Here is a 21,139-nt window from a genome sequence, read left to right on the forward strand (position 1 = left end):
GTTTTTCCAGTCTAAAAGGGGGAAGCGGCGGTCAAGGGGGTCTCACCGTACAAGCCGCCCGCTAAAACGCCCGTGCCACAAACGCCTCGCAAACGGTGCCGTCATCAGCCGTCACTTGCAAAAATATCCCGCGTGCGCCGGCGCGGTACGAAACAGTGCGCACATGACGGAGCGCCGTTTCATTGCCAGCGCCGTCCACCTGGCGGATCAGTTCGGCTCTTGACGCAACAACAGAAAAACTGACCGTCTCACCGCTCCATTTTTGCAAATAGAGGACACGGCCGCCAGTCGACCATTGCTTCGTTTCATTCAGCTCGATTTGCAGCTGTTGCACAAACAGCCGCCATTCCAATCGGGAAAACGCGTCCGTCGGCTCCGGAGCCAGCAAGCGGACGGACAACAGCGCCGGAACGGCCGCCGCCACCGCCATCGCAGCCGCCAGCGCCAACAGTGCTTCGATCATCGTAAACCCGTTTTCTTTTGCCGCTACCGCTTGCCATACCCGCACCGCTCCATCTCGCGGCCGGCGTAATCGTTCCAACGCACGCATACTTTCCACATTCCTCCCCCTTCATCGCTCGCTTGCAGCCGAAATACCGTACGCCCGTCGGCGATCATGGTTTCTCCAGCAAGCGGCTCTTCATACAACGCGATGGCCAACAGCCGGCGCGCTTTCTCCTCGAGAATGAGGCCGTTGCGCTCATGCGCCATTTGCGTCAACAGCGGAAGAAGAACGGCCGCTGTCGTCCATAGCAGCGCCAAAGCGAACAACGCTTCAACAAGCAAAAATCCGCCGCTACATTTTTTGCACATAAAATCGCCCTTTCCCCAGCAAAAAGGTGACTTTATAAGTCATTTGGCCACCCCCTATCCAAATGGTTCCAGCCCGTTCAATGTTGCCGTTGTCGGTAAAGATGAGCGGATTGCGCAGCGTGCCGAGCCGAAACCGCCACGGAGAAGGGAGCGAACGAGCGACAACCTGCCGGCCGCTCGCTGCATCAATCGCCTTGTACCCAGCGCCACCGTCGGTAAAAAAAACCGCTACATTCACCCGCCGGGCGATGGCATGCTGCTGCGCGCCATACAAATCCGCGCGCAGCACAGCCAGCATATACATCTCCTCTTGATGGCGCACAGCGCCGCCAAGCGTCGGAACAGCCAGCGCGGCAAGCACCAGCACCACCGAGAAAACGATCAGCATCTCAAGCAGCGTAAACCCGCCGTTACGAGCCACTTTCACTCACATCGCCGTTCGCGCTGATTTGGATCGCACGACCGTTCGGACATTTGTCCGACTTGATATAGCGGCCAGCGAGCAATTCCTCCACCGTCGGAATTTTGTTATGCTCCATCTCATACGCTTTCACCTGCGCTTGCACGGTGTTCAAAAACGCCTCGCATCCTTTCGAATTGATCATGCTGTTGTGCTTTGTCATATTCGGAATGGCAATCAGCAGCAGGACAGAAATCACCATCATAACGATCAACATTTCGATCAATGTGAATCCCTTTTGATTCATTGTCACTCCTCCTCGCATACGAAATTTCAGAAAGAGCGCTTAGCGAATGACCGGTTCAGTTCGATCCGTTCCTTGACCATCGAATCTGTTCATTGATTGGGCCTTGGGAGGAGGGGCGCGCCCCTCTCCCAAGGAGCCAACACATCAAGATTGAGCATCTTGTTCCTACAGAGCCGTCCCATCCCTGTTAGATGGAAGTGATTTACAGTTCATTCAACATAGAAAACATCGGCAACAAAATCGCCAAATACATGCCGACGACAAACGAGCCAACGACCGCCAACAAAAGCGGTTGCATGCATTTTAAGACCGACTCGATTCGTTGTTCCATCACCTGCAGCAAAAACTCGCTGTAATGTTCAAGTTCTTTGCCAAGTTCGCCGTTCGACTGGCCGTGGCGGATGACAAGCGCCAGCTCTTGTTCGTAATAGCGGGCGGCGCCGATTAATCCGTCAAGCGTCATCCCTTTCATCAACCCGTCGCGAAGGCGCCGGCCTTCCATTTGCAAAAACGGCCAGGACGACGGCTCGCTGAACACGCCGAGCGCATCATAAACCGACAATCCGGCCTGCAGCAGGCGCCCGAGCTGGCGGGCGGTCAGGCAGGTGACAAACAGTCTCAGAAACGAAGCAAGCCCTGGTATTCGCAAAGCGAATTGAAGTTTTCGGGAGACCGGCCAGCGGCGGAAACAAGCGGTGTAAAACAGCCCGGAGAACACCGCCAAGACGGCGATGGCCGCCATCGCCATAGGGGCATGGGCGACCACCGCAAGCAGCCAAGCGGTGTGCCCGCGTTGTGGAGAAAACGCCGCCGCCGCCCGTTCAAACTGCGGCAGCAGCCACCATTCCATCAAGACGAGCATGATGATGAGCAAAGAAAGAAGGAACATCGGATAGCGGCTGAAGCGGCGAAGCTGCTCGTGGAAGCGCGCTTTTTGCGCCAGCGTTTCCCCTGTCTCTGCCATGCCGCGCGGCAAGTCGCCATGCCGTTCGGCAAAAAAGAGAAGGTTAACCGCCATGCGGTCGACCGACAGCGCTTCGACAGCCGCAAACAGCGGCAGCCCGGCGCGCAGCTGCTGCAGGCAGCGCTCTATTTCCAGCCGCCGGTGTGTTGGAGCTTGGATGGCCAAAAACTCAAGCGCTTGCCCAAGGGGGTAACCGCGTTCGAGCAGCCGGCCGAGCCGGGTGAAAAACAACGCCTGTTCAACAAGCGGCCACATTTTGCGTTTCATCTTTCTTCCCCTCCGACGAGCTCAAGCATGCGGACGGGCAGGTAGCCAAGCGCAATCCCCTTGCGGATCAAGCGAGCGAGCGTCATATAAGAGCGCTTGGGCTTCCCTCTCCCATTGGAGAGAAAATGAATCACGTCCTCCAGGGCTGAACCGCAAAGCAACTCATAAACAGCCGTGCGCCGGCGGCGCCCAAGACGGCCGCACGATGGATGGCAATCGTCGCCGCACAACGGGCAGCAAAGCTCGACAAGCCGCTGGGCAGAGACGGCAAGCAGCGTCTCAGCCAAATCGCCGAGCGGAATGCCGAATTCATGCAGCCGGTAGACGGCGCCGACTGCATCGGCGGCGTGCATCGTCGAGACGACCAAATGGCCGCTCAACGCTGAACGGATGGCAATGGCCGCCGTGTCATGATCGCGGATCTCGCCGACCATCAACACATCCGGGTCATGGCGCAGCGCCGCTTTTAACCCAGCGGCGTATGTGATGCCTGCTTTTTCATTGATTTGCACTTGCAACAGTCGTTCGTTCTGTTTTTCGATTGGATCTTCAAGCGTGATGATGTTGCGTTGCCTTTCCGCTTGGCAAAGATCAAGAAGGGTGTACAGGGTCGTCGTTTTTCCCGACCCCGTCGGACCGGTCAACAGCACGAGTCCTTGCGGATGCTGCATGAAGGAAAATAATCGTGCGGTGGAGTGGAAGAATAAGGATAGTTCGCGAAGCGGCAGCGGGAGTCGCTGCGGCAGAAGTCGAATGACAAGACTTTCGTCGTAGAGCGTTGGCAATGTCGATAAACGCAAATACACCGTTTCCCCAAACTCCGCCACTTCCATGGCGCCGCTTTGCGGACGGCGTCGTTCCCCGATGTCCATGCCGGCTAAAAATTTAAAGTGGACGATGAGACGTTCCGCCGTTTCTTTCGGAAGAGCGCCAACGTCGACAAGCATGCCATCGAGCCGAAGACGAACGGCGGCATCACGGCGGCGCGGAACGAGGTGGAGATCCGAGGCGCGGCGCTGCACCGCTTCGGCGAGAAGGCGGTTTGCCGTTTGTTCGATCTCGTTCAGCACATATTCCCTCCTTTCGACATACTATTTTTTATTTCGACGAGCATGAGTCGTTATCCTGCTTTTGGCGCAGCTTTTTTGTGAAACTGTAGATGAGCAAATTCACTAACATAAATTGACAACCAAACAAAAAAGGAGACATGAACCGGACTCCTTGGGTAAAATAGATGTGCTCAAAACCCATTCACACAAGGAGGTTCATGTCTCATGAATAGATTAGCACATCACCAAGGAATCCACAAGTTTTTCTTCACTTTGGGGTTGACGCTGCAGCTTTCCAAACCGGTCATCAAGCATCTCATTCATATCGTCGATGCCTTGACCACCAAGGGATTCTCGGGAACATTGACCGATATTCATCACTGGAGCTTTCATCCGAATCATCGAACGACGCTCAGTCACTTTTTCACGAAAAGCCCTTGGGATGAGGAAAGGCTGCTTGGGAAGCTTCAAGAGTGGATCCTCCGCCGAATCGAGCGCCTGGTCGAGCGAAAGAATCAGCCTCTTTTTGTCTCGATTGATGATACGATTTGCCAAAAAACGAAGCCTTCGTCACGGGCAACGCACGCCATTCAAGGGTGCGACTGGCACTACTCGCATAAAGATCATCAATCGGTTTGGGGGCATTCGCTCGTTTGGCTGATGGTGCACACCTTGACACAAGCGTTTCCGTTTGCGTTCCGCCTGTATGACAAGAAAGCGGGAAAAAGCAAGATCGACCTGGCCATCGAGATGCTTTCTTCGCTCAAAGTGAAGCGGGCTCAGCCGGTGTATGTGCTCATGGATTCGTGGTATCCGTCCAAAAAGCTCATTGAAGCCTGCTTGAAACAGGGATTCCATGTCATCGCCATGCTCAAGACGAACCGGATTCTCTACCCGAAAGGCATCGCCATCCAAGCCAAGCAGTTCGCCCGCTATGTCGAGTCCGAAGACACCCGCCTCGTCACGGTGGGGAAGGAGCGTTACCGCGTGTATCGCTATGAGGGGGCGATCCATGGCCTCGATGACGCGGTGGTGCTGCTGGCTTGGAAGGCGGATCAGCCGATGGCGCCGGAACATCTCCATGTCGTCTTGAGCACCGATCGGGAGCTGAGCGACGAAGACATCTTGCGTTACTATGCTCAGCGTTGGACGATCGAGTGCTTTTTCCGGCAGGCGAAAGATCAACTGAAGCTTGATGGATACCGCGTTCGCCACATTCGGGCGGTGAAACGGTATTGGGCGGTGGTGCTGTTGGCCTGCGTGTATAGCATCGCCGAATCCCGACAAAACCTCTCCGCCGGGCTGGAGCTTCTTCGGTCGCGGAAAGACCACAGCGTCGTCGAGTTCATTTATGACGCTGCGAAGCAAGATATTCCCATTGATGTGATCAAAAAACAGCTCCGTATCGCGTAAGGGGTACCCTGTTTGTCTCTCTAATCATGGAAATTATTGTAATGAAAAATGCTCATCTACAGTGAAATTTTTTTGAATGTCAGTCCACTCACTGCCAATAGTGACAAAAATCATTCCTGGCTTTGAACGATTTCATTATAATAACCATATCAATGATTCATTTGGGAGGGAAACCGATGGAACAAACGCTGAAAATCACAAGCGTATTGTCTGACCCGACAAGATTTCATATTTATGAATATATAGCAAAAGTGCATCGCGAAGTTTCTGTTCAAGAAATCGCAGAAAAATTCCATATCCATCCAAACGTTGCCCGCTTGCACTTAACGAAGCTTGAAGACGTTCGCATGGTCGTATCGGATACGCAAAAAACGGGAAAAGGCGGACGGCCGAGCCGGCTGTACCGCCTATCCGACGAAGTGATCGGGCTGTATTTTCCGTTCCGCGATTATCAACTCCTCGCCCGCATTGCCATTCAAACGATGGCCAAACTCGGTCCCATTGGAAGCGAGGCGTTGCGTGAAACAGGAAAGCGGTTCGGCCGTGAGCTCATCGCCAGCCGTTTGCCGCATAACGGCGCAGCGAGCGCGCTCACCATGGCGGACAAAATCGCCATAATGGAAGAGGCGGCCGAAGCGGCTGGATTTTTGCCGCAATTGCACTATGATGAAGAAAAAGGAGTGCTATACCTCGATATTTTCAACTGCCCATTCAAAGAAATCGCCGCGCAAGCACCTGATACGGTTTGCGGTATGCATCACTCCCTCTAGAAATGTTGATTTATCAAGGCTTTTCGGCCCCTCAGGGGTGTCCAAAAAATATTTTTCGACAAAATCCCTTACATCCTTTTTCAGTTTTGTGGATATCTTACAGACCTAGGGTGCGCTTCGCGGCCACGGCTGGGGATATTTTCCTTCCGTGGGGAGAAGCGTATTCGATGCACCCTTTGGATCTCCGCGTCGCTGATGAGGACGAACCCTCCCATGTCTCCGGGCGTCTTCGCGCCAACATTCCCTCGTTCGGTCTCGTCATCAGGCGGAGGCCGGCCAAGCTCCTTTGGGGACTCAAGGTCGAATGGATAAAATCACGCCAGCTTCTCCGGTGTCATCCTGTTGTCCAACGATTCTTCCGTTCGCAGGGGGAGGCCTTAGGCCGCCCGTTGCACCTGGGACAAGACGTCCTGTTTCATTCGCTCCGCGTCAAAGGCTTGTTTCTTCGTACAAATCGCAAACAGCACATTCAACAGCTTCCGGCATAATGCGACGATGGACTGCTTTCCGGTCAGCGGATTGACGGGGCGGGTCGTGTAATAGTCATGCAGCTCGCGAAACGCCTCGTTGTGCCGGATCAGCGGAATCATCGCCCGAAACAGCACCGATCGCAGCCGTTTCCGTCCCCGTTTGGAGATGTGCTTTTGCCCTTTGCGCTGGCCGGAGGAGTTCTCTTTGAGCGTCAGGCCCGCCAACTTCACCAATTGACGCGGGTCCCGATAGTGGGCGAAGCTGCCGATCTCCGCCAGCAGATCGATGATCGTGGCGTCTCCCAACCCGTCGACCGTTTTCAGCCATTGATACTCCATCGTCGTTTGAACCAACGCCTTCAACTCGGCGTCCAACGCGGCGATCTCAGCCTCCAATTGGCGGTATCGGCGGACGAGCGCGGCGATTTCAAACCGGGCCATCGTCGTCCCTTCCGTCACCCCAATCGAGTCCTTCGCGGCGTCGATCAACGCCTGAATTTTGGCCTTCTGCGGGCATTTCAGCCCTTCGCTTTGCCGGTACACTTCGATGAGCTCCTCGGCGGATCGGCCCGCCATATCAGCCGGAAGCGGCGTCCACTCCAGCACCGAAAGCGCCGTTTTCCCCAGGTCGCGAAACACCGTCCAAAACTCTGGAAAATATCGGTCGGTCCAGCGGACGATCGCGTTTTTCACCGCCGTCTGTTCCTTGCGGAGCTTCTCTTTGAGCGTGCTCCCGACGCGCAAATCGGCTTCGATCTCGTGCAGCAGCCGGGGGACGAGGAATCGTCCGTCTTTCGCCAGTCTGGCGATGACTAGGGCGTCTTTGGCGTCATGTTTCGTCGGCAGGTTGTCATCGAGTTCTTTCGACCGGCACACATGCGCCGGGTTGACCATGACCAACGGGATCCCGTGCTCCTCGAGGAAGTAGGCCAGGTTCAACCAGTAGTGCCCGGTCGGCTCCACCGCGACGATCACCTGCGGCTTTCCGAACGCTTGCATCGCCTCCTGAATCGCTTCATACAGCTGGCGAAAGCCCTCTTTCGACTGGAAGATCGGGAACGATTTGCGAAGCACACGCCCCCGGTCATCCACGAAGCAGGCGTAGTGGGTTCGTTTCGCGATATCGATGCCCACGACAAGCGTTTGTTCGGTGACTTGATCAATTTTATAGTTTTGTGTACAATTCATCTGAAGTCCTCCTTGGTATGGTGAGTGATGTGTTTGACACCCCTGCATCATACCAAGAGGGCTTTTTTTGATCAAGTCCCCCGGAAAAGCTCCTAACGGGAATGCTCCTTTTTGGAAGGAATGGTCGAGACGCTGTTTGCCGGTGCTGAAGTAACGGAAACGGAAAATATGATGGAAGGCAGCCACCGCTGCGCCTACCGCATCGTCATCCGTCCGTGACAGCGTCCCTCCTTCCTTCTTTTTTGTCTGGAGCAAGCAACGGCCGGCATTGGCATCATTTCTTACCACTTGTCCGAAAGCGTTATTTACATTCCCAATCATTGTACATTATAATAAGTAAGGACCATGGTTTGCACAAACAAAGGAGGGATATAGAATGGATCGCATGTTCCGCGTGCTCGCCTTTTGGACCGGCATTTTTGCTGTCATGTTTTACCTCGGCCACATGCATACGACGTCGCTCATCTTCTTTGGGCAAACGGTGTTTTTCCTGTTCCTCGGCTTTTTAAAGCTGACCGAAAGAATGTACATTTACATTTTCGGGGCATATTTGACGATCTTCTTCGCGGCGTTTACGTATTGGACGACGTTTATGATGGTGCCCGGCATGGGCGAATAAAAAACAGGCAGAACCTCCTGCCTGTTTTTTTGCCGCTTTGACCGGAACCTCTTTTCTCCATTGCAGATAGGCGAAGGAAGCCGTTAATCGGCCGGCAAAAACTCGGGCGCTGGCCAAAAGTCGCGCGCGGCAAGACTCATCCCTTTCTGCAAGATAAGCACGTCAAAAAAGCGGCTGACGCCATCGTCGGCGATCAGCGCGCGGATCATTCGATTTTGGCGGCTTGCCGGCGAAAAGAAATCGCCGGCTTCTGAAACGTTCCATTCATGCAAAAGGCCGGCCGCGAGCAAAAACCGATCTTGGCGAACGAACGCCACTTCCTCCCACCCAGCCTGGCGGGCGTACAAGCGAAACGCATCCCATTGTACATGGCTCGTCAAGTCCATCTCCCCCGGATGGCGAAGCGGGTCGGCAACAAGCTGATGACGGAAATATCCGCGCAAGCTTCCATGCCGCCGCGCCGGGGCGCGCAGCTGTTCGTCCGTATAGCCATAGTCGATCGTCACCATCACCGCCTGATGAAACAGCGTCCCAACCTCGAGCCAAAACGCCTTCATCGCGAGAGGCACCTCAAGCCTTTGCCCTTCAGCAAGATCCAATCCGCGCTCATGTAAATAGCGGACAATAGCGGGACGGCAAAGCGGCGCCTTTTCTTCAACGAGCCGGCCATCGCGGGCGGCGACAAAACATTCGTGCAAAACGCCGCCTTCCTTTACAATGACGTGAACGGGAAATGCATCAAAAAATTCGTTGCTAAACACAATGCCGGAAAACGGCCCACGCTCGGCCAGCCAGCGAGAGACATCGTCATATTGCTCCACCTTCTCGGCTGCGGGTTGAAGCGTTTCCCGCTGGCGCCGGCGGTGGAACGGGCTTTGGTCGATGATCGTATACGACAAGCGGTCGTATGTATGTGGACTTTTTTTCTTCCATTCTTCCAATACCGAAAGCGCCAATCTTCCGTCTCCGCCCCCCCACTCGCAAACAGCGGGCGGCAGGCCGCTCTGTTCCACCATCCGAACCCAAAGCGAAGCAAGCGCTTTGCCAAACACCGGCGCGAATGAGCTGTTCGTAAAAAAATCGCCTTCCTTGCCGATTTTCGCCCGCTCTCGCATATAGTAGCCGAAACGTTCGTCGTACAGAGCCATCTGCATGTAATCGGCGTACGACACCCGCCCGCCCGGCGCTGCGGCAATCTGTTCATACAATCGACCCATCACCATTTCTCTACCCCGTCTTCATCATCATTCCGAAAGAAGCTCCCGCCTCAAGCAAAGTGAAGTGGGAGTCGTTCACTTTTTTTACTGTTGACATAGTGAAAATAATCATATATTGTTATAGTAGCAGCTTAACTATATCCCCTCCCATTATTGTGGATAGAACATCCCCCAAAAACCCTTCTTGGCGCGGCTAAGAAGGGTTTTTTTGTGTGTTCCGGCGCCAGGAGGCCTTCCGTTGCGCTTTTCCTTGCCCAAAGGAGCCGCCTGCGTTTGCCCGAGGGGATTGCTTGTGTGAAGCCGACGTAGACGGCTTTTTTCTTACGAAAACCCATGCAAAAACGGATTTGCATCCATCTCTGCGGCGATCGTCGTCTCTGGCCCATGGCCTGAAAGAACGATCGTTTCCTCCGGCAGCGTAAGCAGTTCGTCATGAATGCTTTTCAACAGCTGCTGATGGTTGCCGCCTGGCAAATCCGTGCGTCCGATGCTGCCGGCAAACAGCGCATCGCCGGAAAACACAATATTGGCTTGTTTGCAATAATACGAGACGCTGCCCGGGGAATGACCCGGCGTTTCGCGGACATCCAACGCAAACGGACCAATGTTCAGCGCCGTCGGTCCTTTCAGGCATGTCGGTTCGCAGCGGACAGCAACCGGACCGCCGAAATAAAGCGAGCCATTCAATGCCGGATCTTGCAGCCATTGTTTTTCCTTTTCGTGCACATACACTGGAATGTCCCAGCGGGCAAGCACGTCCGGGATGCCGCCAATATGGTCAAAATGCGCATGCGTCAGCAAAATCGCCAACGGGGTCAGCCCTTTTTCCTCGATCCGTCGGACAAGCGCCGCGCCTTCCGCGCCGGGGTCAACGATCAGGCATTGTCGGTCTGCAGACGACAACAAGTAAGCGTTGGCCTGAATCGGACCGACAGGGATGCGCGTCCATTCCATACGATCTCCTCCTTTTCTTGGCATGTCCAATATTTAACTTTATTTTACTGTTTTTTTTCAAGCGATGGAAGAGAAAAGAGAAAGGGACCTCGACAAATGGGGGAAAAAAGATTACAATGAAAAAGAATGGACACGTTTGTACATACTGTTTCATGAGGGGGTAAAACGATGGGTACGGTCATTATTTTTGCACTTGTAACGCTGCTTGCCCTTTATGGAATGCTCCGTACATTGCGCGAGAAAAACGTGCTCGGATTTTTGTTTGGACTTGCCACTACCGCCGTATTCGGCTGGTTTACCATTATGACCATTTTACATCATGGCATTCCAACCGGCACGCACTGAAAACGCAAGAGGCCAATCATGCCTCTTGCGTTTTTTTATGCCATTTTGAGCGCTGCTAAAAACAGGCCGAGGCTGTCGCGATAGATTTGAGCAAACTGCGAAAGTGGCAGCGGATTGACGCCTTCACCAAGCTCCACCGTGTAACCGCGCCGTCTCCACGTTTGAATGAACCAATCGCGGTAGCCGGCATGGCTGTCAATGTAGCGAACAGCCTGGTAGCCGCTTGCTTCAGCCATCGCCTGAACCGTTGCCTTCGCCTCCGGCGGCTCGAACCCTTCATATCCCCAATAAATTTCCTTGCCTTGTGTATGAAACGCGACGATCATCGCAAAATCGCCTGACTCGGCGAGCGCCGCCATCGCTTTCGCCTCCGGCTCCGTAAGCGGGGAGAATCCTGGAAAATCACGCGGTGCCGGCGCTTTCGGCGGTTTGCGGGCCTGTTCTATTTCCCAGTTAGCTGGGAATTGATTGTTTAAATCAACGCCGCGGATGTTCGCTTTCCATTGCGAAAAGTCGAGCGATCCACCGTTGATGCAGACGACTTCGCTCCGATGCGGCTCTTCTTCCGGCGGGCCGTTCAGCACAAGATTGACGCCGTCGGGATTGACCATCGGCACAACGGAAAGAGTCACTTTACGGTAATAATCAAGCACCCGATGGCCGGCAAGCTCGTCATCGTTAACCAACGCCCTCGCGTACTCGTCGATGAGCGCCATGATCACGGCCGTCGTGATCCACTCATTCGCGTGGAATGATCCGTTCATATGCACGCGCACCGGCCCGCGGCCGATTTGCAGTTCAACGAGCGGCAAGCCGAGAACGCTATGGCCGATCGTCCGCTGGCGCACAAACGGATAGCGACAGACGAGGGCGGTGATATCCTCCATCAAAGCGGCAAAATCGTACGGACGGACGCTGCGGACGATCGGGGACGAAATCCGCTTCGGCAGCGGCGCTGTTCCGTTGATGACCGCCATCGCCCCCGGCAGCCGCCGCAGCACCTCCGTCGGCAGCGATAGGCGGTCAGCGAGCGCTTCCCACGTATCGATCGGCGCGTATCCCGGGATGGCAACGGTCTGCCCAGGGCGCAATCCCTCTTTGACATGCGGATTCGAATCGATGATCAGTTCAGTCGGCACCGAAAACCATCGTCCATATGTTTCAAACGTATCGCCGGGCCATGCTTGAAGGTGCATGCGCCGTCTCCCCTTCCCATTTCTTTACCTTAACATATGTCGGCAGACGGCAAAAAATGAGCGCCTGGCAGGCGGCAGTGCACGAATGTTCGCAAACATCTCCTTCTTCAAAGTTCGTTCCCATCTCATATATCATCCAACAATAAGAAAAGGCGCCCCGACCTTTTTGGGACACCTTCCGTATGTTTACGCGCCGACAAGCTCTTTCGCCAGCCAGGCGGCGCCGATGACGCCGGCATCGTTGCCAAGCGTCGCTAAAACAAGCTTCGCCCCAGCGGCGACGCGCGGGAACGCGAAGCGGCGGAAATGGGCGGCCACGCGCTCGACAAGCATGTCACCCGCCTTGGACACGCCGCCGCCGATCACGATTTTCTCCGGGTTCGTCACATTGGCGGCATTCGCCAACGCCCAACCAAGATAGTACGTTGCTTCATCGACCACTTCCAATGCCAGCGCATCGCCCGCTTTGGCGGCGTCAAACACCGCTTTGGCCGTCACATCCCCGTTGCGAAGCTCACTCGGACGCTCATCTGCGGTCAATTTCTCCTTGGCGATCCGCACGATGCCGGTGGCGGACGCAATCGTTTCCAAACATCCGGTTTTGCCGCAGTTGCAACGGGCGCCGCCATCAGGGATCATCGTCATATGTCCGATCTCTCCGCCGGCGCCGTTTATGCCGCGCACAATGGCTCCGTTGGCAATCACACCGCCGCCAACGCCGGTGCCAAGCGTCACAAACAACAAATGTCGCGCTCCTCCCCCTGCTCCTTTCCACATTTCGCCAAGCGCGGCGAGATTGGCATCATTATCGACCGAAACGGGCAGCCCCGTCGCCTCTTCCAGCCGTTGCTTTAATGGATAATTCGTCCACCCTATATTGACCGTCTCATACAACATGCCGGTTTCCTCTTCGACCGGTCCGGGGGCGCCGATGCCGGCGGCAAGCAGCCTCTCTTTCGCTCCGCCGAGCTGGCCGAGCGTCTTTTCAAGCGATCGGGCAATGTCAGCGACGATATGCTCACCGCGATTGGCGGTGTTCGTCGGAATTTCCCATTTGTGCACGATGTCACCCTCGGTGGTGACAAACGCCATTTTGATTGTCGTGCCCCCGAGGTCAATGCCTACCAACCATGGTTCCATTGCATCCTCATCCTTTTTTCATCCGTTTTTCCCGCTCCATTTGCGCTTCCTGCCGCAAAATAAACAAAGCGGCTTGCAGCTGTTTCGCATCGATCAGCTGGGACTGGTACAGCTCTTTCACTTCCTCTTCCATCAGCTCCAAATCAGCAAGCCGATCGCCCATGTAAATGATCGTGCCGAACTGCTTCAACAGCTGCTGAACGTCATATACGGTCTTCATGGCCACTCATTCTCCTTTTTTCCTCTTTTAATGTAGCGGCAAACGGCCGCGGCCGTCAAGACAAAAAACGCAGGCGCTAAAATCAGCACCTGCGTCAGCGGTCAGGGTCGCGCGGGTGAAGAATCGCCGGCCGCCGGTTTTTGAGCGGCATCGGCGACCGGATGAGCACGTCGCGCATCGCTCGGTAGGAGAACGGGATGAACGGCCATAAGTACGGAACGCCAAATGACGTCATCCGCGCCAAGGCAAGAATCCAAACGGTGATGCCGATGACATAACCGTACAGGCCGAACAGGCCCGACAAAATGAGCAAGGCAATGCGGACGAGCCGGTTCGCCAAGCTCATTTCATAGCTGGGCGTCGCAAACGTACCGATGGCCGTAACAGAAAAATACAAAATCACTTCATTGGAAAAGAGTCCAACTTCCACCGCGATGCCGCCAATCATAAGCGCAGCGACGAGGCCGAGCGCGGTCGCCAGCGAAGACGGTGTATGAATGGCGGCCATTCGCAGCATATCCATCCCGATTTCAATCATCAAAATTTGTGCAAACAGCGGAATGTCTCCCAATTTGGCCTTTCCCAAAAACTGGAGTGGATCCGGCAGCAGTTCCGGCTCGATCATGAGCAAATACCAAAGCGGCAGCAAAAACACCGACGCCCAAACGGCCAGAAAGCGGACGAGCCGCAAATACGCCCCGACGATCGGCTTATTCCGGTACTCTTCAGCGTGCTGCAAATGATGCCAAAACGTTGCCGGGGTAATAATGACACTTGGCGATCCATCGACGATCACAAGCACATGGCCTTCATACAAATGGGCCGCTGCCGTATCGGGGCGTTCCGTATAGCGGACAACCGGGTACGGATTCCAATGCCGGCCGGAAATAAACTCTTCCACCGTTTTCTCAGCCATAACCAGCCCGTCTGTGTCAATGGCGGTAATCGATTCCCGAACGCGGCGAACGAGTTCTGGGTCGGCTATTTCCTCGATATAGCAAATGCAAATATCGGTCTTCGAGCGCCGCGCCACCTGCACGTACTCCATGCGCAAGGAAGGGTCGCGGACGCGGCGGCGGATGAGCGCGGTGTTAAAGACGATCGTCTCGACAAAACCGTCGCGCGCCCCGCGTACGACCCGTTCCGTATCCGGCTCTTGCGGCCCGCGCACCGGATACGTGCGGGCGTCAATCAAAATGATCCGCTCAACGCCGTCAACGACTAATGCCGTCGGCCCAGCAAGCACCATCGCGACCGCTTCTTCCAAGTCGTCTGTCTGTCCGATCTCGACGTACGGAAGATATTTTTTCAGGAGCTTCTCAAGCGGGTGAACGTCCAGTTCGTGTTCCTCAAGCCGGGACAAATATCTCATCAAATAATGCAAAATATCGTCTTTGACAAATCCGTCAATCATAAACAACGCCATCGCCCGGCCGCCATATTCGACGTCAAGGCGAATGACATCGAGGCTCTTGCCGACTCCAAGCCGTTCGGCCAAATAGGATGCATTGTCATGAAGGCGACGGGACGCCGGGCGTTTGGGCATCTGTTTCTCCATCGTCATCCCCCTGCATCGTTTGCACTGTATACTCCCCATCATAGACAAGCATGAGGAAATTCATACATAAATGTTCCTTGCGATGCATATATTGGTGAAAACCTTGTCCAATCCGGGAGGATGTCATGAAACGATGGATGATCCCCTTCATGGCGCTTGCTTTTTTCCTTGCCGCCGCGCTCGCCTCGCTGTGGGAGCACGATCAGACCGCTGAAACGATCAAGTTTTTCCCGCTTGATCGCGAAGCGGCGTTCATCGAAGCGAAAACATCGCTTGCGCTTGAGGGCGACAATGAACCCGGACGCTACGCGCTCCGCTGGTCAGCCGCCTCCATTTTAAACCGCCGCGCCTATTTGCGTCAGGACGTCTCGTTGTTGTTTGCCGATGGCCGCTTGGCCGATGTGCTGTCGAAATGGAAAACGAACACGGATGCGATCGACATGGAAAAGACGGTCCGGATGCGGGACAGCCGCTTTTTTCAAGCCGTCTCGTTCCATCACGGCGAGCTGCATACAGGAGAGAACATCACAAGCAGCCAAACGATGTCAAGCAGCTATTTGTACGTCATTGACTCACCGTACCATCCGCGCGCATCGTTCCGGCGGCCAAGAACAGATGACGAGCGCGAATGGCAGCGCGTCTTGAACAAAGCCACGAATGAATTTCTTCGTCATAAAGCGGACGAGCTGCTCACCCACTTTTCTTTGTCAAAGAAAGATTATTACGCCCTTTATTTGCCGGAGCTCGTCGCCTACACGGAACAACCGTTGCCGGGGTTGTCAACGGCAAAAACGCAAACCGTCATCGGCCGTCTTTGGGAAGGATTGTACAAGTCGTACATCCTTGGCATAAAAAAAGAGGATGGATCCATCCTCTCGCCAATCGGCAGCACGATGCCTCTCATTCTCATTCGCAAAGATTACAGTAGGCTCTTCGTTCTCATTGAAGCGAAAACCGGGGAAAAAGTGATGCTCGTGCAACTTCTTTAACACATTTCGAAAAGAGGCCTCCCACTTCAAACAAAGCGAAGTGGGGGCGTTTACCGAAATCCGATCCATAAGCCAGCGGCGACAAGCAACGCCGACACCGCCAACGCTCCCGCCTGCCGCCCTAAAGCGGTGTGTTTTGGCAAATGAACGACGCCAGCCGCCAAAAAACCGCCAACCAGTCCGCCGATATGGCCGGCGTTGTCGATGCCGGGAACAAGCAGGCCAAACAACAGGTTGACGATGATTAAACTGATGACGTTCATCCCCATCGTTCGAAAAAATAAATGCCGGTAGACAGTGCCGAAGTAAAGAAGAGCCCCGAACAGCCCGAAAATGGCTCCCGACGCCCCGGCCGATAATGATGGTGTAAACAAAAAACTCGCCAGCGCTCCGAAAAATCCAGCCGTTACGTAAATGAACAAAAAGCGAAGCGAGCCGTACAGCCGCTCAACCGTGATCCCTAAATAATACAAGGCGAGCGTGTTGGTCAGCAGATGCAAAAAACCAATATGCAAAAACATCGGCGTCAACAGCCGCCACCATTCTCCCGCCTCAATGAGCGGATTGAATTTGGCGCCGTAGTGGATCAACACATCCGGATTCGTGCTCCCGCCGCTCCATTCGAGAACCAAAAACATCGCAACCTGCACGACGATGAACAGCCGGGTGAACATCGGCTTGCCATACTCAAAAATGCGCCGTTCCTCCTCACGGCGGCGCCGCCATTCGCGGACCACCTCGCGCTTTAAGCGCTCGGCGGCAGCAAACGGATCGGACGTTTCCACAGGCGGCTCAAAACGGAGCGCAACACCCGTCATCTCCGCAAGCCGCGGCAGCACGTCCCCCATATTGCCGCTGTGAAGGAGGAGCGTATGAAGCACGCCATCGGACGCTCCAGAGAGCGGCAACGGCTCGGCGACAAGAAATTCCCAATCGTCAACCGGCGGATACACCATCACATAAACATTGATGACTCGGCCCGCTTTGCTGAAATTCCATCCCCTCATTTGCTGAACGAATTGCCATGTATATTCCATATCAAGGCGCAACGATCGGCTCCAATCAAAATCAGCGCGCACGAGGCGGATGAGTGTTGGGCGACGCCAATGGTTTGATTCCAGCCATACTTCATCGGCCTGCTCAGACATCCGTACGATGCGGTAGCCGCCGCGAGACAAACGCTGAACAAGCTGCCAAAACAGTACATCCATCGTTCCAATCACGTTCTCCTCTCCCTTTCCCTGGCGAGGCCAAGTCTGACAAACAGCAACAAAGCCAACTCATCGACCGTCCGGCAAACCGGAGCGAATGGGCCGGCGGGCGCCGGTCGCCGCGGCCGGTTTTTTTCATAACCGACTTCTTCAAAAATGATTCACCGCTATTGCATCATGGACGCAACATTTGCGAAACAAGGGCGTTGCGCACAGGAGGAATGTGGAGCGCAAATCGGACAAGTTGCTTTCGCAACGGCGGAACGCGCAATGCGAAGGCGGCCATTCGGTAGCGATAGCGGTAAGCAAGACATCCAGCGGCAACGACAAGCAGCGAGTACGACCATTTATTCATCGTTGTTCCTCCTATCATATGACATGCTCGTTATTCTTTTTCCCTTTTTCTCTCCAAATATGAAGCGGGGCGCGCCTAACGCGCCAGCACGAAGGCGGCCAGCACCGCGCTGATGACTGAAAGAACGTTCACCGCATCATTGTCAAGCCACCGCCAGCCTTTCATATGAATGGTCGCCTGCCCGCAATGCCGTTTCCGCTCAGTCGTCGCCCCGCATGCCGGACAGCGGTAAGCCGCTTGCCAAGCCGCGCCAAGCCACGTATCAAACCAGCTGCCGAGCCAACCGAAAAAGGCAGGAGTAAAAACGGGTCGGACGTCGAGAAAAAACACGCCAACAGCCGCAATAAACAGTGCGCCGGCAAACGAAGCAGCCGTGCCAAGGAGCGTCACAGCCCCTGAGGTGCCGGCTTCCACCGGCCGAAAACTCGGCCAAACCCGAGGCGGCCACGGGCTTAAAGAACCGATTTCAGACGCCCACGTATCAGCGTTCGCTGCAGCGACGGCGACAACAAACAGATCATCCCAAATCGGGTCGGGACGGACAGCGGCCAATAGCGCCAACACGGCCGGCACCCCGCCATTGGCCAGCACTTGGATGGCATCGCGCCGCCCGCCTTTCGCCAATTTTTCAGACAGTTTTGCCTTGCGTTGCTTTCCGATGTGGCTAAAGAAGCTGGAGCTGACAAAAAAGCAGCCTAACACCCATATTCCGCCCCATGAAAAGCCGCATCCAACCGCTGCGCCGATGACAACGGCTGCCGCCGCTCCTGATATGGACAACGAGCGCAACAGCCATCCTCCGCCGGCGGCGAGGGCAGAGACTGCGATATACCACCATTCATCGCTCACAGTGAAGAACTCCTTGATCCGTAATAATGAATTTCACCGGCACATCATGCTCCTCGGCCGGAATGTCGTCCATCACTTGAAAGGAGTAAGCCAGCGCTGCCGTCACCGCCGAAGCTCCCCGCAAATATCGGTCGTAATACCCGCCGCCATAGCCGATCCGGTAGCCGGTTTTGGCAAAACAGACCCCCGGGACCATGATGAGATCAAACTCATCGCGGTCGATCGGCGTTGTTTGCTTTTCAATCGGCTCAAACAATCCGGCGTACGCTTTTTCGAGCTGGGAAAACGACTCAAGCCGCCGAAAGGACATCGTTTTCGCCCTTGGATCGCATTTCGGGACGCCGATCGTTTTTCCTTCCCGCCACGCCTGTTCAATGATCGACAAGGTGTTGACTTCCGTCTCTCTCGACACCGTCATGGCGATCGTCCGCGCCGTTTGCCATAATGGCCACCGATATAAATGAGCGGCGATTTGCCGATCGTACATCTCTTTTTCTGCCGCTTTAAGCTGCCGAAGCTGATTCAACATGCGCTGGCGCCATTCCTGTTTGCCGTCCATCATCTTCCCCTTCCTCCCATAAAGATAAAAAGCAGCAGGAATCATCTTCCCACTGCTTACTTCGTTTCGCGGTGCAACGTGACTTTGCGATCGCGCGGGCAATATTTTTTCAATTCCAAACGCTCTGGGTTGTTGCGTTTATTTTTCGATGTAATATAGTTGCGTTCGCCGCATTCTGTGCATGCCAATGTAATGTTCACGCGCATCTTTTTTCCCTCCAAACGAGCTTTATACTTTATATATAATCAGACCTTTCTATGATACCATTTTTCTTCGGCGATTTCCACCTCTAAATTTCATCTTTGTTCAATAAGAGCGCCACAAGCAGAGAATGGTATGGTATAGTGAAAAGGGGAGGGATGCACGTGGTGGAATACGCAATCATCGCTTTGGCAGCTCTAGCCATTATTCTCCTTGTTCTTTCCTTTTTTGCGAAAGATGAACTGAAACCGCTCGAAGAACAAATCGATCATTTGACCGTTTCCCTGGCGCAAGAAACGTACCAGATCAAAAAGCGGCTGCAAGTCATCGAGGAGGAGCTCCTCATTCCGGAGCGGCAACGGTCCGCTTCGCCGCGGCTTGGCGGATCATTGTCGCCGGCCGATCGGCGCATCTTGTTTTTGCATAAACAAGGATTCCCGCTCGAAGACATCGCCCGTGAGACGGGGCTGACCGTTGCGGAAGTCGAGCGGGCGGTAAGGAGGTTGCGCCGATGAACAAGCGATCCATGCGTTCGTTTGCCCTCGGGCTGCTTGTATCGACAGCACTGATCGGCGCCTCGTATTACGCTTCACCCCCGGCTGCACCGACGGAAGCGGAAATCAAGACGTTCCTCAAACAGCATGGGCTTGTCGCCGTGGCGAAAGAGGAATACGACAGGCTCCGAAGCGCTCAGCCGAACGCCGCTCCGAAAGCGGCGTCCAAGCAGATGTCCGAACCATCAGGGCAAACCGTTTACGTCTATCGACTCGTTATTCAAAAAGGAGATACGCCAGAGACCTTTGCCCGCGAACTTGAAGAGGCTGGCATCATTCAAAGCGCCCGCGCCTTCAACGACTACTTGGAGCAACATGGGCTGACGCGCTCCATCCGCCCCGGCGTCTACAACGTGAAGAGCGATATGGACTACGCAGCCATCGGCCGTTTGATTGCCGAACCATAACGAAAGAAGGTGTCCCAAAGGATCGGGACACCTTTTCTTAAGGCTGTGTCTGCGCATCAAACAGCGTTTTTTGAAAGAAACACATCTTTTTTGAAACGAACTTTTTGTCCGTCATTGCCGACGCAGCCCGGCCGCTTTTATCATCCGAACCGCCCGGCGATATAATCCGCCGTCCGCTGATCAGCTGGACGAGAAAACAACGTTTTTGTCTCGCCGTACTCAATCACTTCTCCGTTTAAGAAAAACGCCGTCCGATCAGAAATGCGGGCCGCCTGCTGCATATTATGCGTGACAATGATGATGCTGTATTTTGTTTTCAGTTCGCCCATCAACTCCTCGACCTTCGCTGTCGAAATCGGATCGAGCGCTGATGTCGGCTCATCCATTAAAATGACATCCGGCTCGACAGCCAAACAGCGGGCGATGCACAGCCGCTGCTGTTGGCCGCCCGATAAACCGAGGGCATTTTCATGAAGCCGATCTTTGACTTCCTCCCAAAGCGCCGCTTGGCGCAAGCTTTTTTCGACGATCTCATCGAGCCGCCGCCGGTCGCGGATCCCATGAATGCGCGGCCCATAGGCGACGTTGTCATAAATCGACTTTGGAAACGGGTTGGGCTTTTGAAACACCATGCCTACTTGCGTCCGCAGCTGTTCAACAGGGTATGACGTGTCAAAAATGCGGCGGCCGCGATACAAAATCTCCCCTTCGAGCCGGACGTTTGGAATGAGCTCGATCATTCGATTGAGCGTTTTGATATAGGTTGACTTGCCGCATCCTGACGGGCCGATAATCGCCGTAATCTCGCGTTCATAAAAAGACAGGTGAATATGTTTTAACGCATGATGCTCGCCATACCATACGTTCAGTCCATTCGTTTCGTAAACGACCTCTTTTTTCACCAACTGGGCCGAAGGAATGTCCTCTTTTCGGCGCTCCACCACCGCCATCGTCCTCATCGGCGTGACTCCTTTCATTTCCTTCCGCCCTCACTGGCAGCGGAAGATCGAGTTTTTCCTATCATGAGCATACAAAACGATCGTTAACGCTGTGTGGACGGTATGTAAAGTTTTTGTAAACAAACATCATTTTTTTGGCTCTTCACCACAACATGCACTTGACAA

Annotated in this window: 25 protein-coding genes and 1 pseudogene; 7 read left to right on the top strand and 19 right to left on the bottom strand. The window is 54.6% G+C overall.

Annotated elements, in window-relative coordinates; translation table 11 throughout:
• Nucleotides 1-61: 61 nt before the first annotated feature.
• The 6 genes from comGF to comGA form a co-directional block, all read right to left on the bottom strand.
• Nucleotides 62-508 (bottom strand): competence type IV pilus minor pilin ComGF, encoded by a 447-nt coding sequence (gene comGF, locus GYMC52_RS12365; RefSeq protein WP_012820554.1) that lies wholly within the window; start codon nucleotides 506-508, stop codon nucleotides 62-64.
• Entirely contained in the window at nucleotides 487-813 is a 327-nt protein-coding gene (locus GYMC52_RS12370; protein ID WP_012820553.1) for a type II secretion system protein, read from the bottom strand. The genes comGF and GYMC52_RS12370 overlap by 22 nt, the downstream gene beginning before the upstream one ends.
• The gene (comGD, locus tag GYMC52_RS12375) at nucleotides 797-1,234 is read right to left on the bottom strand and encodes a competence type IV pilus minor pilin ComGD (RefSeq protein ID WP_012820552.1); all 438 of its coding nucleotides are present in this window, start codon (nucleotides 1,232-1,234) and stop codon (nucleotides 797-799) included. The genes GYMC52_RS12370 and comGD overlap by 17 nt, the downstream gene beginning before the upstream one ends.
• The gene (gene comGC / locus GYMC52_RS12380) at nucleotides 1,224-1,520 is read right to left on the bottom strand and encodes a competence type IV pilus major pilin ComGC (RefSeq protein WP_012820551.1); all 297 of its coding nucleotides are present in this window, start codon (nucleotides 1,518-1,520) and stop codon (nucleotides 1,224-1,226) included. The genes comGD and comGC overlap by 11 nt, the downstream gene beginning before the upstream one ends.
• A gap of 202 nt (nucleotides 1,521-1,722) precedes the next feature.
• Entirely contained in the window at nucleotides 1,723-2,751 is a 1,029-nt protein-coding gene (gene comGB, locus GYMC52_RS12385; protein ID WP_012820550.1) for a competence type IV pilus assembly protein ComGB, read from the bottom strand.
• Nucleotides 2,748-3,821, bottom strand: a complete 1,074-nt coding sequence (gene comGA, locus GYMC52_RS12390; protein ID WP_012820549.1) for a competence type IV pilus ATPase ComGA — start codon at nucleotides 3,819-3,821, stop codon at nucleotides 2,748-2,750. Before comGA ends, comGB begins: the two co-directional genes overlap by 4 nt.
• Before the next feature lie 204 nt (nucleotides 3,822-4,025).
• On the opposite strand from comGA, the gene GYMC52_RS12395 reads away from it, so the two are divergent.
• Nucleotides 4,026-5,213 (top strand): IS701 family transposase, encoded by a 1,188-nt coding sequence (locus tag GYMC52_RS12395; RefSeq protein WP_012820547.1) that lies wholly within the window; start codon nucleotides 4,026-4,028, stop codon nucleotides 5,211-5,213.
• A gap of 176 nt (nucleotides 5,214-5,389) precedes the next feature.
• Nucleotides 5,390-5,977, top strand: a pseudogene (locus tag GYMC52_RS12400) (helix-turn-helix transcriptional regulator); the annotation flags it as partial.
• Nucleotides 5,978-6,360: 383 nt separating this feature from the next.
• Here the strand turns inward: GYMC52_RS12400 and GYMC52_RS12405 are convergent.
• Complete coding sequence (locus GYMC52_RS12405) at nucleotides 6,361-7,641, bottom strand: IS110 family transposase (protein WP_012820510.1); 1,281 nt, start codon at nucleotides 7,639-7,641, stop codon at nucleotides 6,361-6,363.
• 376 nt (nucleotides 7,642-8,017) lie between these two features.
• Between GYMC52_RS12405 and GYMC52_RS12410 the strand changes: the two genes are divergently transcribed.
• Nucleotides 8,018-8,260, top strand: a complete 243-nt coding sequence (locus tag GYMC52_RS12410) for a DUF2626 family protein (protein ID WP_008879854.1) — start codon at nucleotides 8,018-8,020, stop codon at nucleotides 8,258-8,260.
• An 83-nt stretch (nucleotides 8,261-8,343) separates the two neighbouring features.
• Here GYMC52_RS12410 and GYMC52_RS12415 read toward each other — a convergent pair whose 3' ends face one another.
• Together GYMC52_RS12415 and GYMC52_RS12420 are read right to left on the bottom strand one after the other, a co-directional pair.
• Nucleotides 8,344-9,477 (bottom strand): class I SAM-dependent methyltransferase, encoded by a 1,134-nt coding sequence (locus GYMC52_RS12415; protein WP_012820545.1) that lies wholly within the window; start codon nucleotides 9,475-9,477, stop codon nucleotides 8,344-8,346.
• Nucleotides 9,478-9,798: 321 nt separating this feature from the next.
• Nucleotides 9,799-10,431, bottom strand: a complete 633-nt coding sequence (locus GYMC52_RS12420) for an MBL fold metallo-hydrolase (protein WP_012820544.1) — start codon at nucleotides 10,429-10,431, stop codon at nucleotides 9,799-9,801.
• A 168-nt stretch (nucleotides 10,432-10,599) separates the two neighbouring features.
• On the opposite strand from GYMC52_RS12420, the gene GYMC52_RS18205 reads away from it, so the two are divergent.
• A complete protein-coding gene (locus tag GYMC52_RS18205; RefSeq protein WP_011231921.1) occupies nucleotides 10,600-10,776 on the top strand; it encodes a DUF2759 domain-containing protein in 177 nt (58 codons plus the stop codon).
• Nucleotides 10,777-10,811: 35 nt separating this feature from the next.
• On the opposite strand, the gene GYMC52_RS12430 is transcribed toward GYMC52_RS18205, so the two are convergent.
• The 4 genes from GYMC52_RS12430 to GYMC52_RS12445 all read right to left on the bottom strand — a co-directional run bounded on the left by GYMC52_RS12430 (nucleotide 10,812) and on the right by GYMC52_RS12445 (nucleotide 14,890).
• Nucleotides 10,812-11,972, bottom strand: a complete 1,161-nt coding sequence (locus GYMC52_RS12430; RefSeq protein ID WP_012820543.1) for a M14 family metallopeptidase — start codon at nucleotides 11,970-11,972, stop codon at nucleotides 10,812-10,814.
• 186 nt (nucleotides 11,973-12,158) lie between these two features.
• Nucleotides 12,159-13,112, bottom strand: a complete 954-nt coding sequence (locus GYMC52_RS12435; RefSeq protein ID WP_012820542.1) for an ROK family glucokinase — start codon at nucleotides 13,110-13,112, stop codon at nucleotides 12,159-12,161.
• 7 nt (nucleotides 13,113-13,119) lie between these two features.
• Nucleotides 13,120-13,332 (bottom strand): YqgQ family protein, encoded by a 213-nt coding sequence (locus tag GYMC52_RS12440; RefSeq protein WP_012820541.1) that lies wholly within the window; start codon nucleotides 13,330-13,332, stop codon nucleotides 13,120-13,122.
• 94 nt (nucleotides 13,333-13,426) lie between these two features.
• Nucleotides 13,427-14,890, bottom strand: coding sequence for a spore germination protein (locus GYMC52_RS12445; protein ID WP_012820540.1), 1,464 nt, complete (start codon nucleotides 14,888-14,890; stop codon nucleotides 13,427-13,429).
• A 125-nt stretch (nucleotides 14,891-15,015) separates the two neighbouring features.
• Between GYMC52_RS12445 and GYMC52_RS12450 the strand changes: the two genes are divergently transcribed.
• Nucleotides 15,016-15,879, top strand: a complete 864-nt coding sequence (locus GYMC52_RS12450) for a hypothetical protein (RefSeq protein WP_012820539.1) — start codon at nucleotides 15,016-15,018, stop codon at nucleotides 15,877-15,879.
• Nucleotides 15,880-15,929: 50 nt separating this feature from the next.
• Here the strand turns inward: GYMC52_RS12450 and GYMC52_RS12455 are convergent, their stop codons facing one another.
• The 5 genes from GYMC52_RS12455 to rpmG form a co-directional block, all read right to left on the bottom strand.
• Entirely contained in the window at nucleotides 15,930-17,090 is a 1,161-nt protein-coding gene (locus tag GYMC52_RS12455; RefSeq protein WP_012820538.1) for a rhomboid family intramembrane serine protease, read from the bottom strand.
• Between the two features lie 175 nt (nucleotides 17,091-17,265).
• Nucleotides 17,266-17,445, bottom strand: a complete 180-nt coding sequence (locus tag GYMC52_RS12460) for a hypothetical protein (RefSeq protein ID WP_012820537.1) — start codon at nucleotides 17,443-17,445, stop codon at nucleotides 17,266-17,268.
• A 75-nt stretch (nucleotides 17,446-17,520) separates the two neighbouring features.
• Nucleotides 17,521-18,294 carry a DUF92 domain-containing protein gene (locus tag GYMC52_RS12465; protein ID WP_012820536.1) on the bottom strand — a complete coding sequence of 258 codons (774 nt, stop codon included), beginning with the start codon at nucleotides 18,292-18,294 and terminating at the stop codon, nucleotides 17,521-17,523.
• Complete coding sequence (locus GYMC52_RS12470) at nucleotides 18,284-18,856, bottom strand: 5-formyltetrahydrofolate cyclo-ligase (RefSeq protein ID WP_012820535.1); 573 nt, start codon at nucleotides 18,854-18,856, stop codon at nucleotides 18,284-18,286. The genes GYMC52_RS12465 and GYMC52_RS12470 overlap by 11 nt, the downstream gene beginning before the upstream one ends.
• A 53-nt stretch (nucleotides 18,857-18,909) precedes the next feature.
• Nucleotides 18,910-19,059 (bottom strand): 50S ribosomal protein L33, encoded by a 150-nt coding sequence (rpmG, locus tag GYMC52_RS12475; protein ID WP_011231931.1) that lies wholly within the window; start codon nucleotides 19,057-19,059, stop codon nucleotides 18,910-18,912.
• 159 nt (nucleotides 19,060-19,218) lie between these two features.
• On the opposite strand from rpmG, the gene GYMC52_RS12480 reads away from it, so the two are divergent.
• Together GYMC52_RS12480 and GYMC52_RS12485 are read left to right on the top strand one after the other, a co-directional pair.
• The gene (locus GYMC52_RS12480; protein WP_012820534.1) at nucleotides 19,219-19,569 is read left to right on the top strand and encodes a sigma factor-like helix-turn-helix DNA-binding protein; all 351 of its coding nucleotides are present in this window, start codon (nucleotides 19,219-19,221) and stop codon (nucleotides 19,567-19,569) included.
• Complete coding sequence (locus tag GYMC52_RS12485) at nucleotides 19,566-20,015, top strand: endolytic transglycosylase MltG (RefSeq protein ID WP_012820533.1); 450 nt, start codon at nucleotides 19,566-19,568, stop codon at nucleotides 20,013-20,015. The genes GYMC52_RS12480 and GYMC52_RS12485 overlap by 4 nt, the downstream gene beginning before the upstream one ends.
• 140 nt (nucleotides 20,016-20,155) lie before the next feature.
• On the opposite strand, the gene pstB is transcribed toward GYMC52_RS12485, so the two are convergent.
• Entirely contained in the window at nucleotides 20,156-20,965 is an 810-nt protein-coding gene (gene pstB / locus GYMC52_RS12490) for a phosphate ABC transporter ATP-binding protein PstB (RefSeq protein WP_119878022.1), read from the bottom strand.
• Between the last annotated feature and the right edge of the window lie 174 nt (nucleotides 20,966-21,139).

This window comes from Geobacillus sp. Y412MC52, from assembly GCF_000174795.2.
Lineage (GTDB): Bacteria > Bacillota > Bacilli > Bacillales > Anoxybacillaceae > Geobacillus > Geobacillus thermoleovorans.

Coding starts and splice junctions, on each gene's coding strand:
- GYMC52_RS12405 (WP_012820510.1), bottom strand. CDS start 7,641: ATGAATTGTACACAAAACTATAAAATTGATCAAGTCACCGAACAAACG.
- GYMC52_RS12470 (WP_012820535.1), bottom strand. CDS start 18,856: ATGATGGACGGCAAACAGGAATGGCGCCAGCGCATGTTGAATCAGCTT.
- comGB (WP_012820550.1), bottom strand. CDS start 2,751: ATGAAACGCAAAATGTGGCCGCTTGTTGAACAGGCGTTGTTTTTCACC.
- comGC (WP_012820551.1), bottom strand. CDS start 1,520: ATGAATCAAAAGGGATTCACATTGATCGAAATGTTGATCGTTATGATG.
- GYMC52_RS12370 (WP_012820553.1), bottom strand. CDS start 813: ATGTGCAAAAAATGTAGCGGCGGATTTTTGCTTGTTGAAGCGTTGTTC.
- GYMC52_RS12445 (WP_012820540.1), bottom strand. CDS start 14,890: ATGGAGAAACAGATGCCCAAACGCCCGGCGTCCCGTCGCCTTCATGAC.
- GYMC52_RS18205 (WP_011231921.1), top strand. CDS start 10,600: ATGGGTACGGTCATTATTTTTGCACTTGTAACGCTGCTTGCCCTTTAT.
- GYMC52_RS12430 (WP_012820543.1), bottom strand. CDS start 11,972: ATGCACCTTCAAGCATGGCCCGGCGATACGTTTGAAACATATGGACGA.
- GYMC52_RS12460 (WP_012820537.1), bottom strand. CDS start 17,445: ATGAATAAATGGTCGTACTCGCTGCTTGTCGTTGCCGCTGGATGTCTT.
- GYMC52_RS12420 (WP_012820544.1), bottom strand. CDS start 10,431: ATGGAATGGACGCGCATCCCTGTCGGTCCGATTCAGGCCAACGCTTAC.
- rpmG (WP_011231931.1), bottom strand. CDS start 19,059: ATGCGCGTGAACATTACATTGGCATGCACAGAATGCGGCGAACGCAAC.
- GYMC52_RS12395 (WP_012820547.1), top strand. CDS start 4,026: ATGAATAGATTAGCACATCACCAAGGAATCCACAAGTTTTTCTTCACT.
- GYMC52_RS12455 (WP_012820538.1), bottom strand. CDS start 17,090: ATGGATGTACTGTTTTGGCAGCTTGTTCAGCGTTTGTCTCGCGGCGGC.
- GYMC52_RS12485 (WP_012820533.1), top strand. CDS start 19,566: ATGAACAAGCGATCCATGCGTTCGTTTGCCCTCGGGCTGCTTGTATCG.
- GYMC52_RS12450 (WP_012820539.1), top strand. CDS start 15,016: ATGAAACGATGGATGATCCCCTTCATGGCGCTTGCTTTTTTCCTTGCC.
- GYMC52_RS12440 (WP_012820541.1), bottom strand. CDS start 13,332: ATGAAGACCGTATATGACGTTCAGCAGCTGTTGAAGCAGTTCGGCACG.
- GYMC52_RS12410 (WP_008879854.1), top strand. CDS start 8,018: ATGGATCGCATGTTCCGCGTGCTCGCCTTTTGGACCGGCATTTTTGCT.
- GYMC52_RS12435 (WP_012820542.1), bottom strand. CDS start 13,112: ATGGAACCATGGTTGGTAGGCATTGACCTCGGGGGCACGACAATCAAA.
- GYMC52_RS12415 (WP_012820545.1), bottom strand. CDS start 9,477: ATGGGTCGATTGTATGAACAGATTGCCGCAGCGCCGGGCGGGCGGGTG.
- pstB (WP_119878022.1), bottom strand. CDS start 20,965: ATGGCGGTGGTGGAGCGCCGAAAAGAGGACATTCCTTCGGCCCAGTTG.